Raw genomic sequence first — 22,504 nt, 5'->3', positions numbered from 1 at the left:
ACTTATTATATCTTATTTTCCTGCATTGAGCAGTGCCTGTTGCAGATGATATGCAATACGTGTAATGTGTACCGATGAACGTTGCAGCCACCGAATTGCTTCTAAGTGGTAGGTGCCCTCATCTATGCTAACGGTCCCGTCGGCCATTAACAGTGTTATTTCTTCTCTCTTTTGTTCTGTTTTCCTGTCAATGTCATAGTTGCTCTGCTGTGTATAATTGGCCAGTTCCTGCAAGGATGTTTTTTCAAGGAGTTGCAGACTTGTTTGAATAAGCCCAATAAATTGATTTTTTTCTAATACCAACAAGGGTGATGATTGAAGAAACAGTGCTTTGTGCTCATCTTCACGGCATCGGTCAAAAAGCCGTTGCAGATGGTCAATAACATGAATGAGACTGATAAGCCGTTGCCAGTTTGCATCCTGTGTATTTTTTAAATTAATTTTGTCTAAGAAATTCTGTGTTTCATCTAAAAGCTTGTCAAAAGTATGCAGATTGATTTTGTGTGCATTTTTTTTCGCTCCAAGTAAATAGAGCATATACCGCAATAATGTTTTGAATTCATTTTCAAGAGATTTTTGCACAACACTCAAAGCCAAAGGGATATTTTCAAGTAATGCAGGATCAAAATCCTGTATATACTTTTGTTTTGGTTCGGGTATGATTTTTTCCATAAGATGCGCAAAAGGTATTGTAAAAGGTATAATTGCAATGACACCTAAAAAGTTGAAAAAAGTATGAAACAGTACTAAGACAATTTCAGCCTGTTGCATGAAAAAACCGGGCGCGAAAGATTCAAAGAACAGAGTGTAGGGTGCTATTAAAAAAAGCGCGGCAATACCGGTAAATATATTGTATACAACATGTGAAAAGCCGGTTCTTTTTACTTCTGTAGAGCCACCTATGGTTGCTAAAGCCGCTGTAACTGTTGTACCTACATCCATGCCGACTACCAAGGCTGCTCCCTGCTCAAAACTGATGGCACCTCCGTAAATCATTGTGAGTGTCGCGGCAACACCTGCGCTTGATGACTGTGTGATAATTGTGACAAGAATCCCAAGTAAGAAGAGCTCAAATCGGCCAAAAAAAGAATCTCCCGGAAAGTATTCAGGTGAAATGATGTCTTTATAGACAGACATGCCCTCTTGCATAAAGCTGATACCGACAAAAATCAGACCAAATCCGGCAATGGCAAAACCGATATCCGCTGCTTTTCCTTTTGAAAAAAGTTTTAAACTTGACCCTACAAGTATAAAAGGCAAAACCAGAGTGCCCAGTTTGAGTTTAAATCCGAGAAGTGCTACCATCCATCCTGTAATAGTGGTACCGATATTTGCGCCAAAGATAATACCGAGTGCTTGGGGAAATGTTAATAATCCTGCAGATACAAACCCTACAGCAGCAACTGTTGTAGCACTTGATGACTGTAAAACAGCGGTACTGACAGCTCCTGTTATAACTCCGGTAGTGGGTGTTTTTGTAAAACGAATTAAAGCATTTCTGATAGTATCTCCGGCAAGAGCATGTAAACCCTGGGTCATGATAATCATACCAAGTATAAAAATACCGATGCCCCCAAATGCCTGGGAAAGTGTAGTCCATGAATGCATAACTATGTTGTTCCCTCTTTATAGGATAATGTTATTATGACATAAATTTCTAATGATTGTTTGAAAGTGAGTAAAGTTGGTGACCCCGAGGAGAATCGAACTCCTGTAACATGGATGAAAACCATGGATCCTAACCGCTAGACGACGGGGCCACTTTTTGTAGTTGTTTTTTGATTAGTTGTGCCGAAGTTTAAAGTGAATCGTACATAAGGTACGTGAACTTTAATCTGAGGTGCAAATAACAAAAAAATGGTGTCCTGTGATGGATTCGAACCATCGGCCACATCATTAAAAGTGACGTGCTCTACCAGCTGAGCTAACAGGACTCTTGCCTCTTATTGTTAAGAGGTCGAAATTATAGACAAATACAATTGATATGTCAAGAAAAAAGAGTGAAAATTTATAAATTTTATAAGAAAGCATAGATTTATTTACAATTAAATGCTTTTTAACTACAATCGTTTCACGAAGAGGAGTTTTATGAAAAATATTACAAATATACTAATGGCTTTTTTTATTGTTTTTATGAGCGGATGTTCTCAGAAAGTGACTGTACAGGCACTTGAGCCTGCACAAATTGACAGAATATCGCAAACAAAAGTAATAGCAGTGACAGATTTCACACATGACAGAGTAGGACTTTCGAGAAAAATAGAGGCAAAGCTTTCTAATTTTGAGATAAACAATAAAAAATATTTTACTGTTGTCAGCAGAAACGATATAAATAAAGTTATAGCAGAGCAAAAACTGCAAAACAGTGGTCTTGTCAATGATGAAAAGATTGTCCAGGTTGGAGAACTGATAGGCGCGCAGGCTATTATTTCCGGAAATGTAAGCCCTGTTACCAAAGAAGACAGTTATTTTTATGAGCCTCGTGTCCGTTGTGCAAATAGAAAATGTACAGAACTCGAAACATACCGTGTGCGCTGTATGAAACGGCTTATAGGACTTTCTGCAGAAGTAAGAATAGTGGATGTTGCCAAAGGCGATATCATTTATGCTGATACTTTAGGCAGAACAAGTTCATTTAAGCACTGTGCTGATGATTCGCGGGCGATCCCGTCAAAAATGATGGTGGCGCAAAAGCTTGCCGATGATATAGCAGATACATTTATTTATAAGCTGACTCCGCATTACAGAAAATTTCATGTAAAATTACTTGAGGATCCTGATTTGGATTATACAGATGAACAAGAGAAACTTTTGAAAATCTCTTTAAAATATATTGAGCAGAGGCGTTATGACAAAGCAGAAAAATTTTTGAAAGAGTTGATTGATGCGACAAATATGAAAAGTTATGTGGCATTTTATGATTTGGGTGTGATAAAAGAGGCACAGGGGAAATATGAAGAGGCGAAAGAGTACTATGAATATGCGGACAATTTGATGATAGAGCCGGTTGAGGAGATTAATGAGGCTGTTGTCCGTATCAACTCTCTTATCTCCAAAAGAAAAAAAACACTTGAGCAGTTAAACAGATGAACAAATTAAGCCTACTCTTTCTTATTACAGGGCTGCTTTTAGGCGGTTGTGCTGCAAAGCAAAGAGTTGTTGTTGCAAAAAAAGAGCTTCCGTCATGGTATATGCAACCTCCACAGTCTGACAGTTCTACGCTTTATGCACTGGGGGAAGGTGAAAACCAGCAAGATGCCATTACGAATGCCTTGAGTCTTTTAGCCTCGACATTACATGTAGCGGTTTCATCAAATTTTCGTGCAAAAACAGTTGTAAAAGAGGGAAGTGTCAACAGCTCCGAGGCAACATACATCAATGAAACACAAAGCAGTGTTGAAAAAATAAAAATCAGCGAATATGAAATACTCCATACAAAAAAACTCGGCTTTAAAAGATATGCGGTGCTTATAAAGGTCACTAAACAAAAGTTGTTTCAAGGCTTAAAAAATGAACTGGACCAAAAACTGAAAATATACAGGAGCAAAGTCGAAAATTTACAAAAATGTGATGCCCTCAAACGCTTGGCATATTATAAAAAGATGAAAAAATCATTTACATATATACAGAATGCTCTGATAGTGATGAAAGTGCTGTATAAAGGCTTTGACGACACAAAATACATAGCATGGATGAGTAAAGTAAATGAAGAGTATGATTATCTTCTGAAACATATCAGCTTTTGGGTAAATTCCAATGTGAAAAGTCTGGCTGAACCACTCAGAAGTGCCCTGACCAAACAAAAATTTATCATAAAAAATGTGAAATCAAACATGCACTATACTGTTTTTATTCATGCAAAAATCAAAAAGGCAAGCGCGTACGGTTTTACGCTTGCCCGCAGTGAAATATCTTTTGTAACGAAAAACTATAAAGGGGAAGTGTTAGGAGAAAATGTCATACATGTAACCGGACAGTCTTCCCAGGGTTATGAAATAGCCAGGCAGAATCTTGTCAAAAAGCTTCATTCGCTCATACAAAAAGAGGGCATTTCAAAAGTGTTAAATATTGGTATTTAGTAACCGTTTACTTCTTGGGAATATACTTGCAATAATAATAAAAAGAAATAGTAATAACTGAGGTATAAAAATGATTAATAAAATACAAGAGGTAAAAAAAGAAGTTGCAAAAGTAGTTGTCGGGCAGGAAAAGATGATAGATTCTCTGCTGATTGCACTGTTGTGTGAAGGGCATATCCTTATAGAAGGTGTTCCTGGACTGGCAAAAACAACAACGGTCAATGCACTTTCAAAAGCTCTGGGGCTTGACTTTAAGCGGGCACAGTTCACACCGGATTTACTCCCTTCGGATATTTTGGGGGCTGAAATATACGACCCGCAGAACAATCAGTTTAAAATCAAAAAAGGTCCGATTTTTACGAATCTTTTGCTTGCGGACGAAATTAACCGTGCTCCGGCAAAAGTGCAGTCTGCTTTGCTTGAAGTGATGCAGGAAAAGCAGGTGACAATCGGTGATACGACATTTAAACTTGATCTGCCGTTTTTTGTCATGGCAACACAAAACCCGGTAGAACAAGAGGGCGTCTATCAGCTCCCTGAAGCGCAGCTTGACAGATTTATGCTTAAACTTGTCGTCGGATACAACACAAAAAAAGAAGAGCTTGAAATCGCAAGAAGAATTTCAAGCGGAAATTTTGAGACAATCAATCCGGTTTTGAATAAAAGCGAACTTGAAGAGCTGAAAAAAGTTGTACGCGATATACATGTAGACGAAGAAGTGGAAGAGTACATGATAGAACTCGTCAATGCAACAAGACATCCTGAAGAGTATGGACTCGAAGAGGTCAAAGAGTACATTCAGTTTGGAGCTTCTCCCCGTGTGAGTATAGACATGTTCAAAGCCGTGAAGGCGATGGCATTTATGCGCGGCAAAGACTTTGTTACTCCTGTTGATGTTGCTTATATCGTAAAAGAGTTGATGCGTCACCGTATTGTGCTTACATACGAGGCTGAGGCTGAAGGTATCACGACAGATGAAATCATTCAAAAAGTGCTTGAAACTGTAGCGATACCATAAGGTCGCCATAATGAGCAAACTACAAAAAATACTTGTACGGGCCCGCCGTCAGGTTTTTAGTGAGATGGTTGGAAACAATCCGTCTATTTTTCAAGGCGAGGGCTATGACTTTATAGAATTGCGTGAATATATGCCCGGTGACGACATTCGACATATTGACTGGAATATCACGGCAAAACTGCAAAAGCCTTATATTAAAATATTTCGTGAAGAAAGAGAGTTGAATGTAGTCGTGGCATCAATGCTCAACGGCAGTGTCTATTTTGGCTCCAAACGGTTTAAACAGGATGTTATTGCAGAAATTACAGCCATGCTGAGCTTTTCGACGATAAAAAACGGTGATTTGCTGAGTTCCTACATCTTCAGTGATAAGCTGGAATCTTTTTTAAAACCGAGTAAAAAGCTTTTTCAGGTCCATAAAAGTACGAATGAAATTTTGGATTTTGATCCTTTGAACAAAAAAGCAGACTATAAAGTTTTGGCAGATACTCTGTTTAAAAGGCTCAAAAGAAAATCTTTGATTGTCATTGTCGGTGATTTTTTTGAAATTCCAGATTTTAAAGTATTGGCAAAAAAACATGAAGTCGTTGCGGTTATAGTACGGGACAGGCTGGAAGAAAAACCGCCTGAAATGGGGTTTACTTCTTTGGTTGATCCTGAAAGCGGTGCTGTGTTGGAGGGTGATTTCAATGCCCAGACAGTCAAAGAGTATGCAAAAAAAGTTTTGGTGCATGACAGAAAACTCTATGCAACATTCAGAAAACACCAGATTCGATTTACAAAAGTTTATACAGACGGAAAAATCGGTGTTTCCTTACGACGATTATTTGAGGGCAGATAGATGCAAAACCTACAACAAAATGAAATTCCTTTGCATGATATTAAGCCGCTTATAGAGATACATGAGTACTCTTTATATTATCTTATCGGAGTAAGCCTTTTAGTTGTTCTGATACTTTTGGGTTTTATATATTTGGCATACAAATGGATGCAAAACAGAAAAAAATACAACAAAAGAGCAGAGCATTACAAGAGGCTATTTTCGGTAGACTATTCAAATCCGAAAAAAGCGGCATATGATTTGACATTTTACGGAGCAACTTTTAAAGATGACAGTGAACGTCATTTAAAAGCCTATGAAAATATGTTGCAAATACTCCAAAAATATAAATATAAAAAAAATGTAGAAAATTTTGATACAGATACTTTACATGTAATAGAGTTATATAAGGGAATGATAGATGTTTGACGGCATATATTTCGAATTTCCAAAATTACTGTTTGTTATATTCTTTTTTATAGCATGTGAAACACTTTGCAAAATGAAGCTGCCTTCAATTTACTTTCCGCATGCTTCACAGTTTATGAAGAGCAATGTTTCTGCATCAAAACTGCTTTTCTTTTTAAAATGGCTCACAATTGTTATGATGATTTTGGCACTTATGTCGCCGGTAAAAGACGAACCGTATGAGTTGAAGCCAAAACACGGGCATGAGATAGCCCTTATTCTGGATGCTTCGGGTTCTATGAAAGAGCGTGGATTTGACCCGCTCAACCCCGCTGCATCACGCTTTGATGTTGTGAAATCAATTGTACGGGATTTTATAAACAAAAGAGAAAATGACAATATGGGACTTGTCGTTTTTGGTTCCTACTCTTTTATCGCTTCACCGTTGACATATGACAAGCATATACTGTCCCGCATTGTTGCTCAGCTTGAAGTAGGAATGGCGGGAAAATATACAGCCCTGTATGAAGCATTGGCACAGGGAGTGAACCTGTTAAAAATGAGCAAAGCAAAATCAAAAGTTGCTATTTTGCTTACAGACGGCTACTCCACAGCCGGAGTGGATAAAATTCCTTTGGATGTGGCACTGGATATTGCCAAAAAAGAGGGGGTAAAAGTTTATCCGATAGGGATAGGCGCTCCTGATGAGTACAACAGAGCCGTGCTTATGAAAATTGCAAAAGAGACAGGCGGTGTTGCCTTTGGTGCTGCAAATGCCTCACAGCTTAAAGAGGTCTATGAAAAAATTGATGCACTGGAAAAATCAGAGATAAAAAATGAAACATTTTCCTATAAAAACTATTACTATTTTTATCCGCTGTTTATAGCATTGTTGTCTCTGCTGCTTTATGTCTATTTACGAAATAAAAGAGGGAGTGTAATATGAGTTTTTTACATCCGGAATTTCTTTACTATATGTTACCGTTAATTGTTATACTCTTTGGATTGTTGCTCACACAAAAAGAATCGCATGCAACATTTTTTTCAAGCGAGGTGATGCAAAGACTCAGAGTCTCTTCAAACACTTTGACACTCAAAGCAAGAAATGCACTCTTTTTTCTGATTGCTGTATTGATGACACTTGCTTTGGCAGGTCCTGTTATCAAAGACGGAAAGATTGAAGTGACGGCTAAGAGTGCTGATATTATGATAGCTTTGGATATATCAGATTCTATGTTGGCAGAAGATGTTTATCCAAACAGATTAAAACTGGCAAAACAAAAGGCTCTTGAACTCTTGCGTCTGGCACCAAATGAGCGCATCGGTGTGATTGCATTTGCAAAAAATTCCTATCTGGTATCGCCCTTGAGTTTTGATCATGAAGCTGTTGCTTTTTTACTGAAAAAACTTAACACGAATTCTATAACAGAACAGGGCACAGACTTTATGTCGATGCTGCAGGTTGTCGATAAAAGTATAAAAAAAGATGCAAAAAAATATTTGCTGATATTGAGTGACGGCGGAGACAAAAAAGATTTTTCTCAAGAGACTGCTTTTGCAAAGAAGCATGACATAGCGGTATTTGTGCTTGGTGTAGGCACACCGCAGGGAGCACCGATAAAGCTTGAAAATGGAGAATTTATCAAACAAAACGGAAAAATCATTGTTTCAAAACTCAATGATAAAATTGCAGACTTGGCAACAAAAACAGGTGGTGTTTATATTGAAAGTGTCAATTCTGATGCCGATGTCAAAGCAATGCTTAAAGAGATTGAGCGTCACAGTAAGAAAAAAGAGCTCAAATCAGAGCAGATTGAAAAATATATACCATTGTTTTATTATCCTTTGGGACTGGCACTTCTGCTACTGCTTATAGCGACATCTTCTATGAGTAAACGGGTAAAAGTCGAGGTGCCGGGATTGTTTGTTTTAGCCATTTTGCTCGGAAATCCTGCTCCGTCATATGCGGGATTGCTGGACTTTATGCATCTGGATGAGGCAAAAAATGCCTACAAACACAAGGAGTATGAAAAATCGGCAAAAATATATGACAGTTATGCAAAAAAGAGCAACCACAGTGAAAGTTACTATAATGCAGCCAATGCCCTGTACAAGGCCGGAAAGTACAAAGAAGCGGTTCGAAATTATGAAAAAGCAACTTTTGATGACAAAGCTGCACGTGCGAAAAATTTTTCAAATATGGGTAATGCCTATGCAAAAATGGGTGATGAAGCAAATTTGAAAAAGGCGATAGAATCTTATGAAAAATCTTTAAAACTTCATGAAGACAAAGATACAAGAGAAAACCTTGAAGCCGTAAAAAAAGCCTTAAAGAACAAAGAGCAGAAGAAACAACAGCAGAAAAACAAAAATCAGAAGAACAAAAATCAGAAAAAACAGCAGCAGAAGAATCAGAAAAAACAGCAGAACCAGCAGAATAAAGATAACAAAAAGAACGGAAAAAAGCAGGATAAGAACAACCAAAAGAACAACCAGCAGCAAAACAATAAGCAAGATTCCAAAAACTCCAAAGGCAAAAAAGACAAAAAGAGTGAGCAGAGAAAATCTCAAAAGCCGAGCGAAGAAGAGAAAAAGCAGCAAGAAAAGAATGGCGAACAACAAAAAAATCAGAAACAAAAAGAGCAAAAGAAAAAAGAACAGCAGCAAAAATCTCAGCAAAAGAGTGCGGAGAAAAAACAGAAAAAAGACAAAAAGAAGTCTGCTTCCGCATCAGCTGCACAGGCAGAAAAAATGAAAAACAGGATGAGTGATGCAGAAGAGGCAAAATGGCTCAAAAGCCTTAATAATGAACAAAGTACGTATTTATACAGATTAAACCAAAGTAACAAGAAGAAGGAAAACAGTAATGAAAAACCTTGGTAAAATAATAATAATTTTTAGCCTGCTTGCAACGGCAGGATATGCAAAGGTTGTGGCAAAGGTATATCCTAAAAGCGTTGTCAGCGGAGAAGTCGCAACCTATACCCTGACAATTACAGGCGGTGAAGTCAATAAACCGCTTATCAGTACAATATGCGGCAGCAATGTATTGGGGACAAGTTCTCAGACAAGTATTGAGATGATAAACAATGATTATAAAAAAAGCTATGTACTGAGTTATCAGTTTATGCCGCAAAAAAGCTGTGTGATTTCACCGGTGAGTGTTGAAGTAGATGGAAAAACAGAGCAATCCAACAGTGTAAAAGTAACGGTAAAACCGGCAGTACAGGATAAAAATGCCGATTTTGTACTGAATTTGATTCCCTCAAAAACAGAGTTGTTTGTGGGGGAACCGTTTACGCTCAATCTGGTGCTGAAACAAAAAGAAGATGCCGAAGCCGTTGACAGTAAATTTATAGCGCCGGATTTTAAAGGCTTCTGGATCAAAGGCGAATCACAGGCAACAAGAACTCAAAAAGACGGGTATGTCATCACAAAAGCAAGCTACAGACTGGCTCCGCAAAGAGAAGGAAATCTTACAATTAAACCGGCACAGCTTAAAATTGCGACAAGAATTTCTTCAAGGGATGTCTGGGGAGGTTTTATGCCTCAGATAAAATGGAAGAGCTATTTTTCAAATCCGGTGGAGTTACATGTAAAGCCTTTGCCTAATAATGCAAAAATAGTCGGTAACTTTACAATTGAAGCGACTGCCGACAAATTGGAGATTAATCCTAATGAAGCAGTGAATGTTACCGTCAAAGTGACAGGTGAAGGTAATTTGGAAGATATTAAGAGTTTTAAACCCTATATACCGGGTGTAAATGTTTTTGATGAAAAAATAAATATCAAAGGCAATACTCTGACACAAAAGTTAGCCTTTGTTTCAGATAAAGATTTCACAATTCCGCCTTTTTCACTGGCATTTTACAATCTTAAAACAAAACGGGTAGAAAAAATCTCTACACAGCCCATTCATATCAAAGTAAACGGTGCGGTGAAAAAAACAGCATTGAAAATACAAAGAGAAGAGTCTGTTCAAACTCCTGAACAGCCTTTACATGTAAAGGACAGAGCAAAAGTCTATGACAAACTTTCTATAGGTATAGCTTTTGTTGCAGGAGTTATCATTGGAATATTGATTATGATATTTGCAAAACCGGTGAAATTTTTGAAAAAAGAAAGAGTATTGAATCTCAATGATGAAAAACTGTTGCTTATAAAACTGTTGCCGTATAAAGACAAAGATAAGGAAGTGAAAAAAGTTGTAGATATTTTGGAAGCTAATCTTTACTCTTCAAAAAAAGAAAAGATAGATAAAAAGCTTGTAAAAGAACTGCTGAAAAAATATGATATATCCTAATCCAGGATATCATGCAGTTTGTTGGCATTGGCCATCTCTTGATGGACTTTGTCCCACTCTTCGTTTTGAATGTTTTGTTTGAGATTTGTAAGCTCTGTTTCAAAAAGTTCTATAGCTTCAAGCAGATTCTCTTTGTTCTGTCTGAAAATATCTTCCCACATATAGGGAGAACTCTTTGCCAGACGACTCATGGAACGAAACCCACCTGCAGCCAAGGCTAAAATTGTGTGCTTATTTTCCTGCTTTAACACAGTGTTGGCAATAGAATAAGAGATGGCATGGGGCATATGTGAAATAAAAGCGGCATGACGGTCATGCTCCTGAGACTTCATAAAATGTTTTTTCATATGCAGCGATTTAAATATTTTTTTGGCAACCTTTGTCTGCAGTTCTCCACTCTCTTCAAGATCGCACAATACAACAACCTTGTCGTAGTAAAGATTTTCAACCGCGGCATGCGGACCAAAGTTTTCTGTTCCGGTCATAGGGTGTGCGGCTACAAAGTTTTTGCGTATCTGCGGCGGGACAGAGGCTACAATTTTTTCTTTTGTGCTTCCCAGGTCGATAATGGTGGTATCTGGCCCGACATCCGTCAGTTCTTTTAATATTTTAATTACACCGTTGACAGGAATGGCAAGAAAAATAACATCACACTTCTTCACCTCTTCAAAAGAGACTATTTTGTCTACCAGTCCAAGGCAAAGGGCATCCTGTGTATGCTTTTGATTATGATCATAACCTACAATAGAGTCAACATAATTTTGTTTTTTTAATGAAAGGGCAAGGGAACCTCCCATCAAACCTAATCCAATAATTGCTATATTCATGTTTATTCTTTGTGTTAATTTGTAAAATTATACTGAATTTACTTAATATTAACCACATAATGGGTAAAATCTTTACTAATTTTTTAAATGGAATATGAATGAAAATACTTTTGTCTTTTTTGCTGGTTGTATTGACAACTAATATATATGCGCGTGTAGTGAAAACTATTGATTATAATGGATTAATCCACCTTTCCAAGCCGGTTGCCTTGAGAATTTTAGGATTTGGCGAAGGTGATGACATAGACAAAGAGATGGTTGACAAAGCGATTAAAAAATATTTTGATCAAGGCTATTTTAATGATATCTGGACAGAATTTGATGAAAAGGGAAAACTGACTTTTTATTTTAAAGAAAAAGCAATTATCTCCAAGGTGGAACTCAAGGGCTGGAAAGAAGATGATGATGAAGTCAAAGAGTCTGTCATTCAAATCAAAAAAGGGTCGTTATATGATGAAAAGAAAATTGAAGCTGCCAAAAAAAGAATCATTGACGCAATTTCACAAGAAGGTAAAATTGACAGTGTCGTAGAAGTTGAAACGACATATTTGGAAAACGGAAGTGTAAAAGTTACTTTTGTTGTGAACGAAGGCGAAGAAATTATTATCAAAAAATTACAATACAGTGGTGTATACGGCTTGGATCCGGATGATTTTGATGATGTTATAGCCAATAAAGAGCAAGAATTCATGGGCTGGTTCTGGGGACAGAATGACGGTAAAATGAGTCTGAGAGATTTGGAATACGATAACCTGAGAATACGTGACTATTATATGCAGTACGGGTATCTGGATGCGAAAGTAGATGAACCTTTTGTGCGGGTTGATTTTGACAACTACAGTGCTGATATGAGTTATCTGATTTCAGAAGGCAAACCATATAAAATAAGCAAAATTTCCGTCAATCAACTTGTCCATGTTGCAGATGATGCAAAATTACGAGATGCCATCTCGCTGAAAAAAGATGAAACTTTCAATATCAAAACTTTTAGAGAGGACTCAAAAAAGATTAAAACACTTGTTGCAGACCTTGGTTATGCTTTTGTTCAGGTAGTGCCTGACTTGAAAAAAGACAAAGAAAACCATACAGTTGAAGTAGTGTTCAAAGTTATACCCGGAGAGAAAGTAAGAATCAGAAATGTATTGATTTCAGGTAATAACAGAACACTTGACAGGGTAATACGTCGAGAGTTGTATTTGGGACCGAATGATATATACTCATTAACGGATTTGACAGATTCCCGTGCAGCACTTGGAAGGCTTGGTTTTTTTGACAGCAATACAATTGAGGAAAAAAGAATTGACAACAAGACTATGGATTTGATTGTAAAAGTCAAAGAAGCACCAACCGGTAATATTCAGTTGGGAGGCGGATACGGAAGTTATGGAGGACTGTTGCTGAGTATCGGGGTAAATGATAGAAATATATGGGGGTCGGGTATTAATGTCGGCATTAAGGCTGAAAAATCCCAGACAACACAAAACTACTCTTTTAATATTTCGAATCCTCGTCTCAATGACAGTGATTTCAGTGGAAACTTTTCTATTTATCAGTCAGCTTTTGATTATATTGACTATTCTGTTGTAAGCAATGGTCTGAGTATGGGAATAGGACACAGGTTTACACGCTATATCAGTGGTTATCTGGGATATGCTTATTCAAGTAACAGTTATACTTTTGGAGATGACTTCAATGCTTCTGTATATGGCGGGATCAATCCGTTTGAAGCTTTTACAAAAAGCAGTGTTTCTGTGAGTATAAAATGGGATAATACTGATGATTATTATCTTCCTCGTAAAGGATTTGAATTGTCCCAGAGTCTTGAAAAATCAGGGCTTGGCGGTACGGCTGACTTTATAAAGGCAAGAACAAATTTTGCCAAATACTATGGACTTCAGGATCTGCTTGGATTTGATGCTATTTTTAGATACAAAGCCAGATATTATGCAATTATAGACAACGGATACATTCCGCTTGCCGAAAAATTTTATATGGGCGGGATTGGAAGTGTGCGAGGGTACCAGGCATATACACTTTCTCCGACTGTAGCGGATGCTACTGCAGTGGATGGAATAAGAAGAGTGGGCGGAACACAAACTTTTTCAAATAATATAGAATTGAGTATGCCTTTGATACCAAAAGCAAAAATGCGTATAGTGGCTTTTGCAGACTGGGGAATGATTTCGGATAATGTAACAGATAATTTACTAACCAACAATATTTCAAGAGCCGGATACGGGCTTGGACTGGAGTGGTTCTCACCTGTCGGCCCGATTCAGCTAATGTTTGCCCGTCCGATAAACCCTCAGGATGGCGACCAGACTGCAAACTTTGAATTTACAATGGGACAGAGATTTTAGAATTTTACGCTAAAACTGTTATGTTCACATTCTAGTTTCAGTACGGCTTCTTTGGCGAGATAAAGTTTTTTTGAAGAGTTTACATGTAATGTGTTTTTTTCAAACACTAACTCAAAATCCAGGTTTCTTGGCCTGTGGCTTAAGAGTGCTATACTTAAAGAGAGCAGAAAACTGAGTGTTTTCGTAATCTGTTCTTTGGGAAGAAGTTTTTTGTAGAGTTGCAAATGGGTACTCGATGGCAGTTTGTTTTTAGCGTACTTTGTCAATGTGGCAATGAGCATGATGTCGTGATGTCTGAAACCAAACTCCAGGGCACTTTTTATCAAATAATAGGTATGCTTGTTTTGGGAATAAAAATGGACACTGCTTCCTGCGGGATATAGTTTTGCGGCTAAGGCAAGATTGTATCTGTATTTGTAATCTATACCAAAATATTCATGGGTTAAATCAAAGAGTTTTTTAGCCAATAAGCTTAAATTATTTGAAAACTGTCTGTCTTTTATGTGCGAGTCTATAATATAGCGCACGGAGGTATTGTAATTGTGCGGAAATTTATGTTTGGAGTTCCTTAGCAAATCACTCAGATATACACCCTCTCGTACACCTACACCGCTTGTAATCACTTTTGAGATATTTATCTTTTTGATAAGTCTTTGTAAAATAAGCGTACCGGGTTTAATGACATCAAATCTGTTACTGTTGATAAAAAGGCTTTTGAGTTCTTTGTTGCTTTTTGCATTGAGCAGTTCTTCTATAAACTCCTGCAAGAGAGTGACCTTAAATTCATAAGCGTGAAGTTTATTCAGCGGATATGTTTCTCTCTTCATGATAGAACTGGATATTGCCCGAAATGTTCCGCCGATTCCGATGAGTGTTTCAACTTTCATAGCAGGAAGCATTTGGAGTTGTTCGTCAATATACCTGATGGCACCTTCTATGTCATCAGCATCAAAATAAAGCTCTTTAAGACGTACTGTTCCAAGTTTGAGAGATAGAGGATGGGAGACATTGTTTTTGTCTATATAGGCAAGCTCAGTAGAACCGCCTCCTATATCTATGCTGAGTGCATTTTCCTGCATTGGCAAAAGATTGGCACAGGCAATGCCTCCGAAGTACGCTTCTTTTTCGCCACTGATAATTTTTATATTGAGTTTGAGTTCTTTTTTTACTTTTTGTAAAAAATCTTTTTTATTGGGGGCATCTCTGAGTGCCGAAGTTGCAACACAAAAGAGTTTGTTTGTCTTAAAAGAGTTGCTGATCTGTATAAAGTCACTCAGTGCATCAAAAGCTCTTTGCATAGGAACCTCTTGCAGAGCTCCTTCGTGTTTGTAGGCATCTTCAGAAATTCTGACCTTTGACTTCTCTTCATGAAGCAAATGAAAAGCAAAACGTGACACTTTCTCATATATCACCATTCTCACTGAATTGGAGCCTATGTCTATGATTGCAACACGCTTTGCCAAAGAACTACTCTTCTATTTCTAAATTTTTATATTTAAACTGCAGTTCTGCCACAGTTTCAACATTATCTTTATCCGGCACTATGCAGTCAACAGGACAAACAGATATACAGGCAGGTTCATCATATATGCCGACGCACTCAGTACATCTGTCGGGATCAATATAATAAATCGGATCACCTTCTTCTATTGCCAGTGTAGGACATTCTTCTCTACATGCATCACATGCTATACATTCATCATTTATTATTAAAGCCATATTCAAAAACCTTATATTTTATATTTATTTTTTAATCTGACGATTTATAGCAAATTAAAGCTTTATTATTTTTGAAAGATTACCTCTTCTTTGGAATTATACAGGATAATTTAGAATTAAGCTGCAAAGATGCTACTGTTCCGTCAATTCCGTCTTTTCTGTTTCTTATGCTTATTTTCGCACCTAAGGCATCTGCGGCGCTTTTTGCCAGGAAAAGACCAAGACCGACGCCGGATTTGTTTCCTTGACGCTTAAATGGTGCAAATAAATCTATACTGTCATCAATTCCACATCCCTCATCTACAACCTCTATCAGTAATCCGACATCATCCTGTGAACTTCTGAGTATGATAGATTTGTCCTTGGGCGTAAATTTAATGGCATTTTGCAAAAAGTTTTGCAGAATCTGGTTTAAAAGACTTATCTGCAGTGTTGCCATAAATCCGTCGGGTTTAAAATCCATATGCAGCTGTTTGCCTTCGTTTTCGGCAAGCAGTTTGAAGTCATTTGCTTTTTGTTTTAAAAAGGCTATGACATCCACCTCTACAGGTCTGTCAAGCTGCGCTCCTTCCTGACGGCCTATGTTGAGTATGTTTGTTATAATTATATTCATTTCATCGACAGTTTTGTTGGTTGTTTTGATAGCTTCTATATACTCTTCGGGTGAGCGTTTTTTTATGAGAGTTACCTGGTTTTTTAATTTTATAACCGCCAAGGGAGTTTTTAATTCATGTGCGGTCCCTATAAAAAGCTCTTTTTGATATTTGACAAAATTTTCAATTCTTAAAATCAGATGGTTGAGCGTTGCCCCCAAAGGTTCAAACTCTTTAGGAAGTTTTTTCATATCTATCTCTGTGATGAGGTGCTCATTCATATTTGCCAGTTTGTTTGAAAATGTCTGAATAGGAGCAATAAGCATTTTGGACAAGGCAATAGCATAGATAATAACAAGCAGGATACTTGCTATATTGATAACAAAGATATATCTTTGAATCTTTTTCAGAAGATGCTTTGTCTGTGTAATATCTTTTGTAATTTTCAGATAGCTTTTATCATCAAGGTTAAAGGGATAGATGAGCGTTAAAAAAGTATGATTATTCTGAGAAGTTTCATAAATATCCATACCGGTATGAGAATTTTTCAAATTAATGATGCCGACATTTAAAGAGAAAAAGTTTTCTCCCATTGATTCATCTGTCTGAAAAACTGATTTGTATGCAGAAATATTTTTGGCATATTGTACCAATTCCTCTTTTTTTCATCATATATTGATTTTTCTATATAAAAATACAAGAGAGATGAAAAGATGATAATGAGTGTCAGTGATGAGAATATCAGTTTGATTAAAAAGTTTGTCCGAATACTTCGTGAAGAGAACATGATATAACCCCATAAATATTTTTATGAAATTATATCATTATTTAAAATTTTATTAGATTTCTTTTGGAAAGCAGAAGCGGTAGCCTCGACGACGTACAGTTTCTATAGTAGTGATTGATAATGGTTTGTCCATTTTTTGTCGAATCTGATTGATTGCTACTTCAATGACATTTGGCGTAACAAGTTCAGGCTCTTCCCAGATAGCGTCAAGAAGCTGTTCTTTGGAAACAATCTGATCACGATGACGTGCAAGGTGAGTCAGTACTTCAAAAGGTTTTCCTTTGAGCTCTATTTCAGTCTCTTTATAGGTAATTTTTTCTTCTTCAGGATTAATTGTCAAGTCTTCAATCTCTATGATATTGCTTCCGCCAAAACGCAAACGCGCTTCAATACGAGCGATTAATACGTCAAAATCAAAAGGTTTTCTGATGTAGTCATCAGCACCGGCGCGCAGTGCCTCGATCTCACTTTCATTGTCATCTCTGGCTGAAATAACAACAACAACTGTCTTAGGAGTTTTTGTTTTGATATCACCTATGATATCCACTGAATTTCCGTCTGGAAGCATCCAGTCCATCAGAACCAAATCATAGTTACGGATGTCTAGATAGTATTCACCGTCTTTTAATGTCTCTACTACATCACTTTGGTAACCAAATTCTTTGAGTCCTTCTGCTAACATTTTGTTTAATGTTACTTCATCTTCTATAATTAATATACGCATTAATTCTTTCCTGTGCTTAAATATTTGGTGGAATAATAGCATAAATTTAGGTTACTTTAAAGTTTTTTTCAATTTTTTTTAAAAAAAAATGAAGTTAGGATTAAGATTGGAAGTTTGTAATATTGCTTACACTGACCTTGCAGTCGGGTAAAATGGAGGGTTTTGTTATTTTTAGATATAGAGTATTTATTTTTGAAAACTTATTTTTAAGCTCTCTGCTCAAATCATGAAGTGCATCTTCAATAAGTAAAAATTTTTTGTTTTGCATATCTGTTTTTATAAATTCTGCCACCTCCGCATAGTTTATAAAAACATTGTCCTCAAAATCATATTCTATTGCAACATCAATAATGACTTCCTGCTCATTTTGTCTCTCATGTTCCAAAATACCGATGATACATGTAAAGCGTAACTCTTCTATATGAATTTTCAAGTTATATGACTCTTTTTTCTTCACCCTTGATGACACGAATGATATTGGGGATATGTTTATAAAACAGAATAAATACAATAAATACAACCGGTGCATGCGGCATATTCGGATGAAGAACAAAACTTGTAACAAGCAAAGATAAAACACCCGTGAGGGAAGAGACGGATGAGATACGGACTGTTTTAGCCATAACAAGCCACACAACAAGAGCAATTGTTGTCTCCAGAGGCAAAAGAAACATCATAACGCCCATTCCTGTTGCGATACCTTTGCCTCCTTCAAATCCAAGATAGGGGGAAAAACAATGACCAAGAACTGCCAAAACAGCAATAGCCCATAAAACGGATTCGTCAAGCCCCATAAAGTAAGCAACAGCTAAAACGCTGACACCTTTGAGTGCATCCAATGCAAGGGTTGCAATACCGAGTTTTTTTGCCAGGTCCGGATTTTTTTCCTTGACAACGCGTAAAACATTTGTAGCACCAATACTGCCGCTTCCTGCCGACTTGACATCAACACCTGCAAATTTCTTTGCAAGCAAAAGACCAAAGGGAATACCTCCAATGAGATATGCAGCAATATAAAACTGTACATTGATATTAAATAAAAAATCCATAAATTACCTTAAAATATTTGAGTGACAGCATTCTACAGTTTTTATGCTAAATATATTTTGATATAATTGCATAATAATAAAATTATGAAATACAGGATGATTTTTTGCAGTTAACAAATGATGAATTAAAAAAACGAATTTCCGAGCTCAAAGAAAAACTGAGTGTCACAGTTGTTGCACACTTTTATCAGCGTGATGAAGTGTTTGAACTTGCTGATATTACAGGCGATTCATTGGAATTGGCTATGAGAACAATGGCAGATGATGCAGAATTTGTACTCTTTTGCGGTGTCGGATTTATGGGACAGAGTGTGAAAGTTCTTTCACCGGACAAGCGTGTTGTTATGCCAAAAATTGCCTGTTGTGCAATGGCCCGTATGATTGACTCGCTTTATTATGATGATTCTGTGAAATTTTTAGAAGATAACGGCATTGCCAGAGAAAACATATTGCCAATCACCTACATAAACTCCAATGCTGAGGTAAAAGCAAAAGTAGGAGAGATGGGCGGAATGGTTTGTACAAGTTCAAATGCCAAAAAAATCATTACAACAGCATTGGCGGAGGGGAAAAAAATTCTTTTTGTTCCTGATCGATGTCTTGGACAAAATATTGCCAACCAGATGGGACTTAAATCTATGGTGATTGGACAAGCTGGTGATCCCAAAGAGGCAGACATTATCTGCTATGACGGTTTTTGCTCGGTGCATCAGCTTTTTACACTGGATGATATAGCTTTTTACCGTAAAAAGTTTCCGGGTATAAAAATTGCAACACATCCTGAATGTGATCCTGCTGTTTGTGATGCCAGTGATTTTGTAGGTTCAACCTCACAGCTTATCAAATATATTACAGAGTTGCCCGAAGATCAAAAAGTGGCAGTCGGTACAGAGTTTAATATGGTAAACCGACTGCGACCAAAAAATACCTATGTGTTAAGCTCTACAAAACCGGAATGTCCGACAATGAATGAAACAACGCTTGAAGATGTTTACCTGACACTCAAAGCAATAGATGAGGGTGCGCCGATAAACGAGATAGAAGTTGATCCAAAAACGCAAAAATGGGCAAAAATCGCATTAGAGCGAATGTTGGCATTATGATAGAAGAGTTTGTAAAAGAAGCCTTGGCTGAAGATGTGGGACGTGGTGATTTATATGCACTCGTAGAGCCTGCGGTACCCGCAAGTGCTAAAATCATAGCAAAAAGTGATGGAGTTGTCGCGGGACAAAAGTATATAGACGTTTTGGCAAAGCTTGAAAACTTTTCTATTCAATGGTTAAAATCTGACAGGCAGTCATTTCACAGTGGAGAAACGATTGCGGTCTTGGAAGCAGATTCGCATACACTGCTTCGCTGTGAAAGAACAGTTTTGGATATGCTTTTACACGCAAGTTCTATTGCTACACTGACAAGAAGATATGTTGCAATAACAGAGCCGTATAAGGTAAAACTTTTGGACACAAGAAAAACAAGACCATTATTGCGAATATTTGAAAAGTATGCAACACGCTGTGGCGGTGCTGTAAATCACAGAATGGGACTTGATGACTCTCTGATGATAAAAGACACCCATCTCAAAACAATTCAAAATCTGCAAAGCTATATAGAAAATGCAAGAAAGGTTATTCCCTTTACTGCAAAAATTGAAGTAGAGGCCGATACTCTTTTTATAGCACAGGAGGCTATGCAGGCGCAGGCAGATATCGTTATGTGTGACAATATGACACCGGCTCAGGTTGAAGAGGTTGTGGCTTTTAGAAACGAAAACTATCCGCATATCCTTTTAGAAGCGAGTGGAAACATCTCTTTGGAGACCATTGAGTCTTATGCAAAAACAGGAGTAGATGCCATCAGTTCAGGTTCATTGGTGCATCAGGCCAACTGGATTGATTTGTCAATGAAAATGGATTAGAGGTCATAATCTATGGCTGATGATGCTGAAAAAACAGAAGAGATCATTATTCCCAACAAAAAAGGAATACATTTCTTTTTCTGCGTTAGCCACTGCGGCACTAAAGAAAAATCTATTTTAGATTTTTATGAGTTCTTCTAGGAGATATGTATGGCTGATGATGCTGAAAAAACAGAAGAACCCACCCCCAAGAAAATAGAAGATGCCCGAAAAGAGGGAAATGTTCCAAAGTCCCAGGACACTTCGGGAGTGATAACACTTTTTGTTGCCATACTTGGTATTTTAATGCTTTTTCCTTATATGGCAACACATATGATCCGTCTTTTTCAATACTATTTTTCCCTCATAGGCATGTCTGTAGACAAATTATTTGCAATAGATATTGCCATTGTTACTATAAGGGAGTTTTTGCTTATGGTCATTCCTCTGGCTGCTGCTGTGGCGATTGCCGGTGTAGTGGCTGCACTTGCGCAGTTTGGGTTTCTATTTACTACAAAGGCTATTATGCCGGATTTTAAAAAGATTGATCCCATCAAAGGAACAAAGAATCTTTTTTCTTTAAAAAAGCTTATTGAAGGTGTGAAAGTAACACTGAAATCTTTTACAACCCTGGGTGTCGGATTTCTGTTTTTCTTCTATTTTATTGAAGAGTTGCCCACAGTTGCACTCTTCGGACTGCATGATCAGCTTGTCTGGCTCAAAGATAAAATGATAATTATTGCTTTTGTGATGCTCTTTATTATCTTTATCTTTGCAATAATAGATATAATTATCGTAAGAAAACAGTATTTTGACGGGTTGAAAATGTCAAAACAGGAGATTAAGGATGAAATGAAAAATATGGAGGGTGATCCACTCATAAAATCAAAAATCCGACAGATTCAAATGGAAGCTTCTCGAAAAAGGATGATGGCAGAAGTTCCAAATGCCGATGTGGTGATAACGAATCCTACACATTACGCTGTTGCCATAAAATATGACGAGGCAAAGGCACGGGCTCCGATTGTCATTGCAAAAGGAATGGATCATATAGCACAGCAAATCAAAAAAATAGCCAGAGAGAATCATGTTCATATTGTACAAAACCCCTCTTTGGCCAGAAGTCTTTACAAAGAAGTTGATGTCGACAAGCCTATTCCCGAAGCATTGTTTCATGCTGTAGCCGAAGTTTTAGCCTATGTTTACAAGATGAATAAAAAATAGTATATAATTATATTTAAAAAAGTAGACATTTGAGAGCTTTTGATGATATAAAAAATGCAAAACATATAGTAATTCAAACAGACAACCTTTCATTTGCAAATGCAAATGCTCTGTATTCTTATGTATTGACTCTGCATAAAAAAGTCTCCCTGGTTGCTATCGAACAAATTGATGAGAAGTTTTCTTTTTTACCGTGGTTTACCCGCGTACGTGAAACTGTACCAAAGCAGGCAGACTGCATAATAGAAGCAAAACCTGATGCAACAGAACTCTATTTTGCATTAAAACAAGAAGGTGTTTCTATCAATCCAAAAATGGCAACAGCACTGTTTGGGGCTCTTTTGGAATTTACACAGGGATTTTCAAATGCAAAATGCACGGGTACAGCTTTTGCTGTGGCTGCTGAGCTTATAGAACTGAAAGCTGATCAGTTTACATGTAAAGAGTTTTTACAAAGAAGAGAACCCTTGTCATTGTTTCGTTTGAAATCTATACTGTATAAAAAGATGCTGCAGAGTGATAATGCGCAGGTTATGAATATGTATGTCTCAGATGAAGATTTAAAATCAAGCGGTGCAAGGTTGAAAGATGCAGAAGAAATAATGAAAGAAGTATTGAAAACAGTACATGTAAAAGAAGTCAGGCTTTATAAAAGTGACGAAAATAACAAAATATTAAAATCAATTAAGGAAATATAAT

General features: G+C 37.1%; 22 protein-coding genes and 2 tRNA genes. 14 read left to right on the top strand and 10 right to left on the bottom strand.

Annotation, left to right across the window (positions count from 1 at the left end; translation table 11 throughout):
- Window positions 1-12: 12 nt before the first annotated feature.
- The 3 genes from ETP70_RS08680 to ETP70_RS08670 all read right to left on the bottom strand — a co-directional run bounded on the left by ETP70_RS08680 (window position 13) and on the right by ETP70_RS08670 (window position 1,934).
- Window positions 13-1,608 (bottom strand): Na/Pi cotransporter family protein, encoded by a 1,596-nt coding sequence (locus ETP70_RS08680; RefSeq protein ID WP_151900814.1) that lies wholly within the window; start codon window positions 1,606-1,608, stop codon window positions 13-15.
- 77 nt (window positions 1,609-1,685) lie between these two features.
- Window positions 1,686-1,760, bottom strand: a tRNA-Glu gene (locus tag ETP70_RS08675).
- Between the two features lie 98 nt (window positions 1,761-1,858).
- Window positions 1,859-1,934, bottom strand: a tRNA-Lys gene (locus ETP70_RS08670).
- Window positions 1,935-2,088: 154 nt separating this feature from the next.
- On the opposite strand from ETP70_RS08670, the gene ETP70_RS08665 reads away from it, so the two are divergent.
- From ETP70_RS08665 to ETP70_RS08630, 8 genes are all read left to right on the top strand, one after another.
- Window positions 2,089-3,090, top strand: coding sequence for a CsgG/HfaB family protein (locus tag ETP70_RS08665; protein WP_151900813.1), 1,002 nt, complete (start codon window positions 2,089-2,091; stop codon window positions 3,088-3,090).
- Complete coding sequence (locus tag ETP70_RS08660; RefSeq protein ID WP_151900812.1) at window positions 3,087-4,079, top strand: LPP20 family lipoprotein; 993 nt, start codon at window positions 3,087-3,089, stop codon at window positions 4,077-4,079. The genes ETP70_RS08665 and ETP70_RS08660 overlap by 4 nt, the downstream gene beginning before the upstream one ends.
- 70 nt (window positions 4,080-4,149) lie before the next feature.
- Complete coding sequence (locus ETP70_RS08655) at window positions 4,150-5,097, top strand: AAA family ATPase (protein WP_151900811.1); 948 nt, start codon at window positions 4,150-4,152, stop codon at window positions 5,095-5,097.
- 10 nt (window positions 5,098-5,107) lie between these two features.
- Complete coding sequence (locus ETP70_RS08650) at window positions 5,108-5,938, top strand: DUF58 domain-containing protein (protein WP_188109970.1); 831 nt, start codon at window positions 5,108-5,110, stop codon at window positions 5,936-5,938.
- Complete coding sequence (locus tag ETP70_RS08645) at window positions 5,939-6,346, top strand: hypothetical protein (RefSeq protein ID WP_151900810.1); 408 nt, start codon at window positions 5,939-5,941, stop codon at window positions 6,344-6,346.
- Window positions 6,347-6,419: 73 nt separating this feature from the next.
- On the top strand, window positions 6,420-7,271 hold the full coding sequence (locus ETP70_RS08640) for a vWA domain-containing protein (RefSeq protein WP_230973249.1): 852 nt from the start codon (window positions 6,420-6,422) through the stop codon (window positions 7,269-7,271).
- Window positions 7,268-9,208: a VWA domain-containing protein gene (locus ETP70_RS08635; RefSeq protein WP_151900808.1), complete on the top strand. Its 1,941-nt coding sequence runs from the start codon at window positions 7,268-7,270 to the stop codon at window positions 9,206-9,208. Before ETP70_RS08640 ends, ETP70_RS08635 begins: the two co-directional genes overlap by 4 nt.
- Entirely contained in the window at window positions 9,192-10,628 is a 1,437-nt protein-coding gene (locus ETP70_RS08630) for a BatD family protein (RefSeq protein WP_151900807.1), read from the top strand. The genes ETP70_RS08635 and ETP70_RS08630 overlap by 17 nt, the downstream gene beginning before the upstream one ends.
- On the opposite strand, the gene ETP70_RS08625 is transcribed toward ETP70_RS08630, so the two are convergent.
- Window positions 10,625-11,455, bottom strand: a complete 831-nt coding sequence (locus ETP70_RS08625) for a prephenate dehydrogenase (RefSeq protein WP_151900806.1) — start codon at window positions 11,453-11,455, stop codon at window positions 10,625-10,627. The two genes, ETP70_RS08630 and ETP70_RS08625, sit on opposite strands and share 4 nt — an antisense overlap.
- A 98-nt stretch (window positions 11,456-11,553) precedes the next feature.
- On the opposite strand from ETP70_RS08625, the gene bamA reads away from it, so the two are divergent.
- A complete protein-coding gene (gene bamA / locus ETP70_RS08620) occupies window positions 11,554-13,815 on the top strand; it encodes an outer membrane protein assembly factor BamA (RefSeq protein WP_151900805.1) in 2,262 nt (753 codons plus the stop codon).
- Here bamA and ETP70_RS08615 read toward each other — a convergent pair.
- The 6 genes from ETP70_RS08615 to plsY all read right to left on the bottom strand — a co-directional run bounded on the left by ETP70_RS08615 (window position 13,812) and on the right by plsY (window position 18,687).
- Window positions 13,812-15,278: a Ppx/GppA phosphatase family protein gene (locus tag ETP70_RS08615; RefSeq protein WP_151900804.1), complete on the bottom strand. Its 1,467-nt coding sequence runs from the start codon at window positions 15,276-15,278 to the stop codon at window positions 13,812-13,814. The genes bamA and ETP70_RS08615 overlap by 4 nt on opposite strands.
- Window positions 15,279-15,282: 4 nt before the next feature.
- The gene (locus ETP70_RS08610) at window positions 15,283-15,534 is read right to left on the bottom strand and encodes a YfhL family 4Fe-4S dicluster ferredoxin (protein ID WP_151900803.1); all 252 of its coding nucleotides are present in this window, start codon (window positions 15,532-15,534) and stop codon (window positions 15,283-15,285) included.
- Window positions 15,535-15,613: 79 nt separating this feature from the next.
- Window positions 15,614-16,780, bottom strand: coding sequence for a sensor histidine kinase (locus ETP70_RS08605; protein ID WP_230973248.1), 1,167 nt, complete (start codon window positions 16,778-16,780; stop codon window positions 15,614-15,616).
- A gap of 186 nt (window positions 16,781-16,966) precedes the next feature.
- A complete protein-coding gene (hsrA, locus tag ETP70_RS08600) occupies window positions 16,967-17,638 on the bottom strand; it encodes a homeostatic response regulator transcription factor HsrA (RefSeq protein WP_151900802.1) in 672 nt (223 codons plus the stop codon).
- Window positions 17,639-17,738: 100 nt separating this feature from the next.
- Entirely contained in the window at window positions 17,739-18,071 is a 333-nt protein-coding gene (locus ETP70_RS08595; protein WP_151900801.1) for a dihydroneopterin aldolase, read from the bottom strand.
- 1 nt (window position 18,072) lies between these two features.
- Entirely contained in the window at window positions 18,073-18,687 is a 615-nt protein-coding gene (gene plsY / locus ETP70_RS08590; RefSeq protein ID WP_151900800.1) for a glycerol-3-phosphate 1-O-acyltransferase PlsY, read from the bottom strand.
- A gap of 104 nt (window positions 18,688-18,791) precedes the next feature.
- Between plsY and nadA the strand changes: the two genes are divergently transcribed.
- Genes nadA through ETP70_RS08570 form a run of 5 tightly spaced genes read left to right on the top strand, consistent with a single transcriptional unit; the run spans window position 18,792 to window position 22,503 of the window.
- The gene (gene nadA / locus ETP70_RS08585; RefSeq protein WP_151900799.1) at window positions 18,792-19,790 is read left to right on the top strand and encodes a quinolinate synthase NadA; all 999 of its coding nucleotides are present in this window, start codon (window positions 18,792-18,794) and stop codon (window positions 19,788-19,790) included.
- Window positions 19,787-20,602, top strand: coding sequence for a carboxylating nicotinate-nucleotide diphosphorylase (gene nadC / locus ETP70_RS08580; RefSeq protein ID WP_151901534.1), 816 nt, complete (start codon window positions 19,787-19,789; stop codon window positions 20,600-20,602). The genes nadA and nadC overlap by 4 nt, the downstream gene beginning before the upstream one ends.
- A gap of 12 nt (window positions 20,603-20,614) precedes the next feature.
- Window positions 20,615-20,743 (top strand): hypothetical protein, encoded by a 129-nt coding sequence (locus ETP70_RS12690; RefSeq protein WP_269138895.1) that lies wholly within the window; start codon window positions 20,615-20,617, stop codon window positions 20,741-20,743.
- A gap of 9 nt (window positions 20,744-20,752) precedes the next feature.
- A complete protein-coding gene (gene flhB / locus ETP70_RS08575) occupies window positions 20,753-21,805 on the top strand; it encodes a flagellar biosynthesis protein FlhB (RefSeq protein WP_151900798.1) in 1,053 nt (350 codons plus the stop codon).
- Window positions 21,806-21,834: 29 nt separating this feature from the next.
- Window positions 21,835-22,503 (top strand): DHH family phosphoesterase, encoded by a 669-nt coding sequence (locus ETP70_RS08570; RefSeq protein ID WP_151900797.1) that lies wholly within the window; start codon window positions 21,835-21,837, stop codon window positions 22,501-22,503.
- Window position 22,504: the final 1 nt, after the last annotated feature.

Origin of the sequence: Sulfurimonas hydrogeniphila, assembly GCF_009068765.1 — a bacterium.
Classification (GTDB): Bacteria; Campylobacterota; Campylobacteria; order Campylobacterales; family Sulfurimonadaceae; genus Sulfurimonas; species Sulfurimonas hydrogeniphila.
The sequence above is the reverse complement of the archived record's forward strand: the minus strand, read 5'-3'. Positions and strand labels throughout refer to the sequence as shown.

Excerpts from the sequence above, each read along its gene's own strand:
- ETP70_RS08650 (WP_188109970.1), top strand. The coding sequence starts at position 5,108 with ATGAGCAAACTACAAAAAATACTTGTACGGGCCCGCCGTCAGGTTTTT.
- ETP70_RS12690 (WP_269138895.1), top strand. The coding sequence starts at position 20,615 with ATGGCTGATGATGCTGAAAAAACAGAAGAGATCATTATTCCCAACAAA.
- ETP70_RS08655 (WP_151900811.1), top strand. The coding sequence starts at position 4,150 with ATGATTAATAAAATACAAGAGGTAAAAAAAGAAGTTGCAAAAGTAGTT.
- ETP70_RS08610 (WP_151900803.1), bottom strand. The coding sequence starts at position 15,534 with ATGGCTTTAATAATAAATGATGAATGTATAGCATGTGATGCATGTAGA.
- ETP70_RS08640 (WP_230973249.1), top strand. The coding sequence starts at position 6,420 with ATGAAGCTGCCTTCAATTTACTTTCCGCATGCTTCACAGTTTATGAAG.
- ETP70_RS08660 (WP_151900812.1), top strand. The coding sequence starts at position 3,087 with ATGAACAAATTAAGCCTACTCTTTCTTATTACAGGGCTGCTTTTAGGC.
- hsrA (WP_151900802.1), bottom strand. The coding sequence starts at position 17,638 with ATGCGTATATTAATTATAGAAGATGAAGTAACATTAAACAAAATGTTA.
- plsY (WP_151900800.1), bottom strand. The coding sequence starts at position 18,687 with ATGGATTTTTTATTTAATATCAATGTACAGTTTTATATTGCTGCATAT.
- ETP70_RS08630 (WP_151900807.1), top strand. The coding sequence starts at position 9,192 with ATGAAAAACCTTGGTAAAATAATAATAATTTTTAGCCTGCTTGCAACG.
- ETP70_RS08665 (WP_151900813.1), top strand. The coding sequence starts at position 2,089 with ATGAAAAATATTACAAATATACTAATGGCTTTTTTTATTGTTTTTATG.
- flhB (WP_151900798.1), top strand. The coding sequence starts at position 20,753 with ATGGCTGATGATGCTGAAAAAACAGAAGAACCCACCCCCAAGAAAATA.
- ETP70_RS08645 (WP_151900810.1), top strand. The coding sequence starts at position 5,939 with ATGCAAAACCTACAACAAAATGAAATTCCTTTGCATGATATTAAGCCG.
- nadC (WP_151901534.1), top strand. The coding sequence starts at position 19,787 with ATGATAGAAGAGTTTGTAAAAGAAGCCTTGGCTGAAGATGTGGGACGT.
- bamA (WP_151900805.1), top strand. The coding sequence starts at position 11,554 with ATGAAAATACTTTTGTCTTTTTTGCTGGTTGTATTGACAACTAATATA.
- ETP70_RS08680 (WP_151900814.1), bottom strand. The coding sequence starts at position 1,608 with ATGCATTCATGGACTACACTTTCCCAGGCATTTGGGGGCATCGGTATT.
- ETP70_RS08625 (WP_151900806.1), bottom strand. The coding sequence starts at position 11,455 with ATGAATATAGCAATTATTGGATTAGGTTTGATGGGAGGTTCCCTTGCC.
- ETP70_RS08635 (WP_151900808.1), top strand. The coding sequence starts at position 7,268 with ATGAGTTTTTTACATCCGGAATTTCTTTACTATATGTTACCGTTAATT.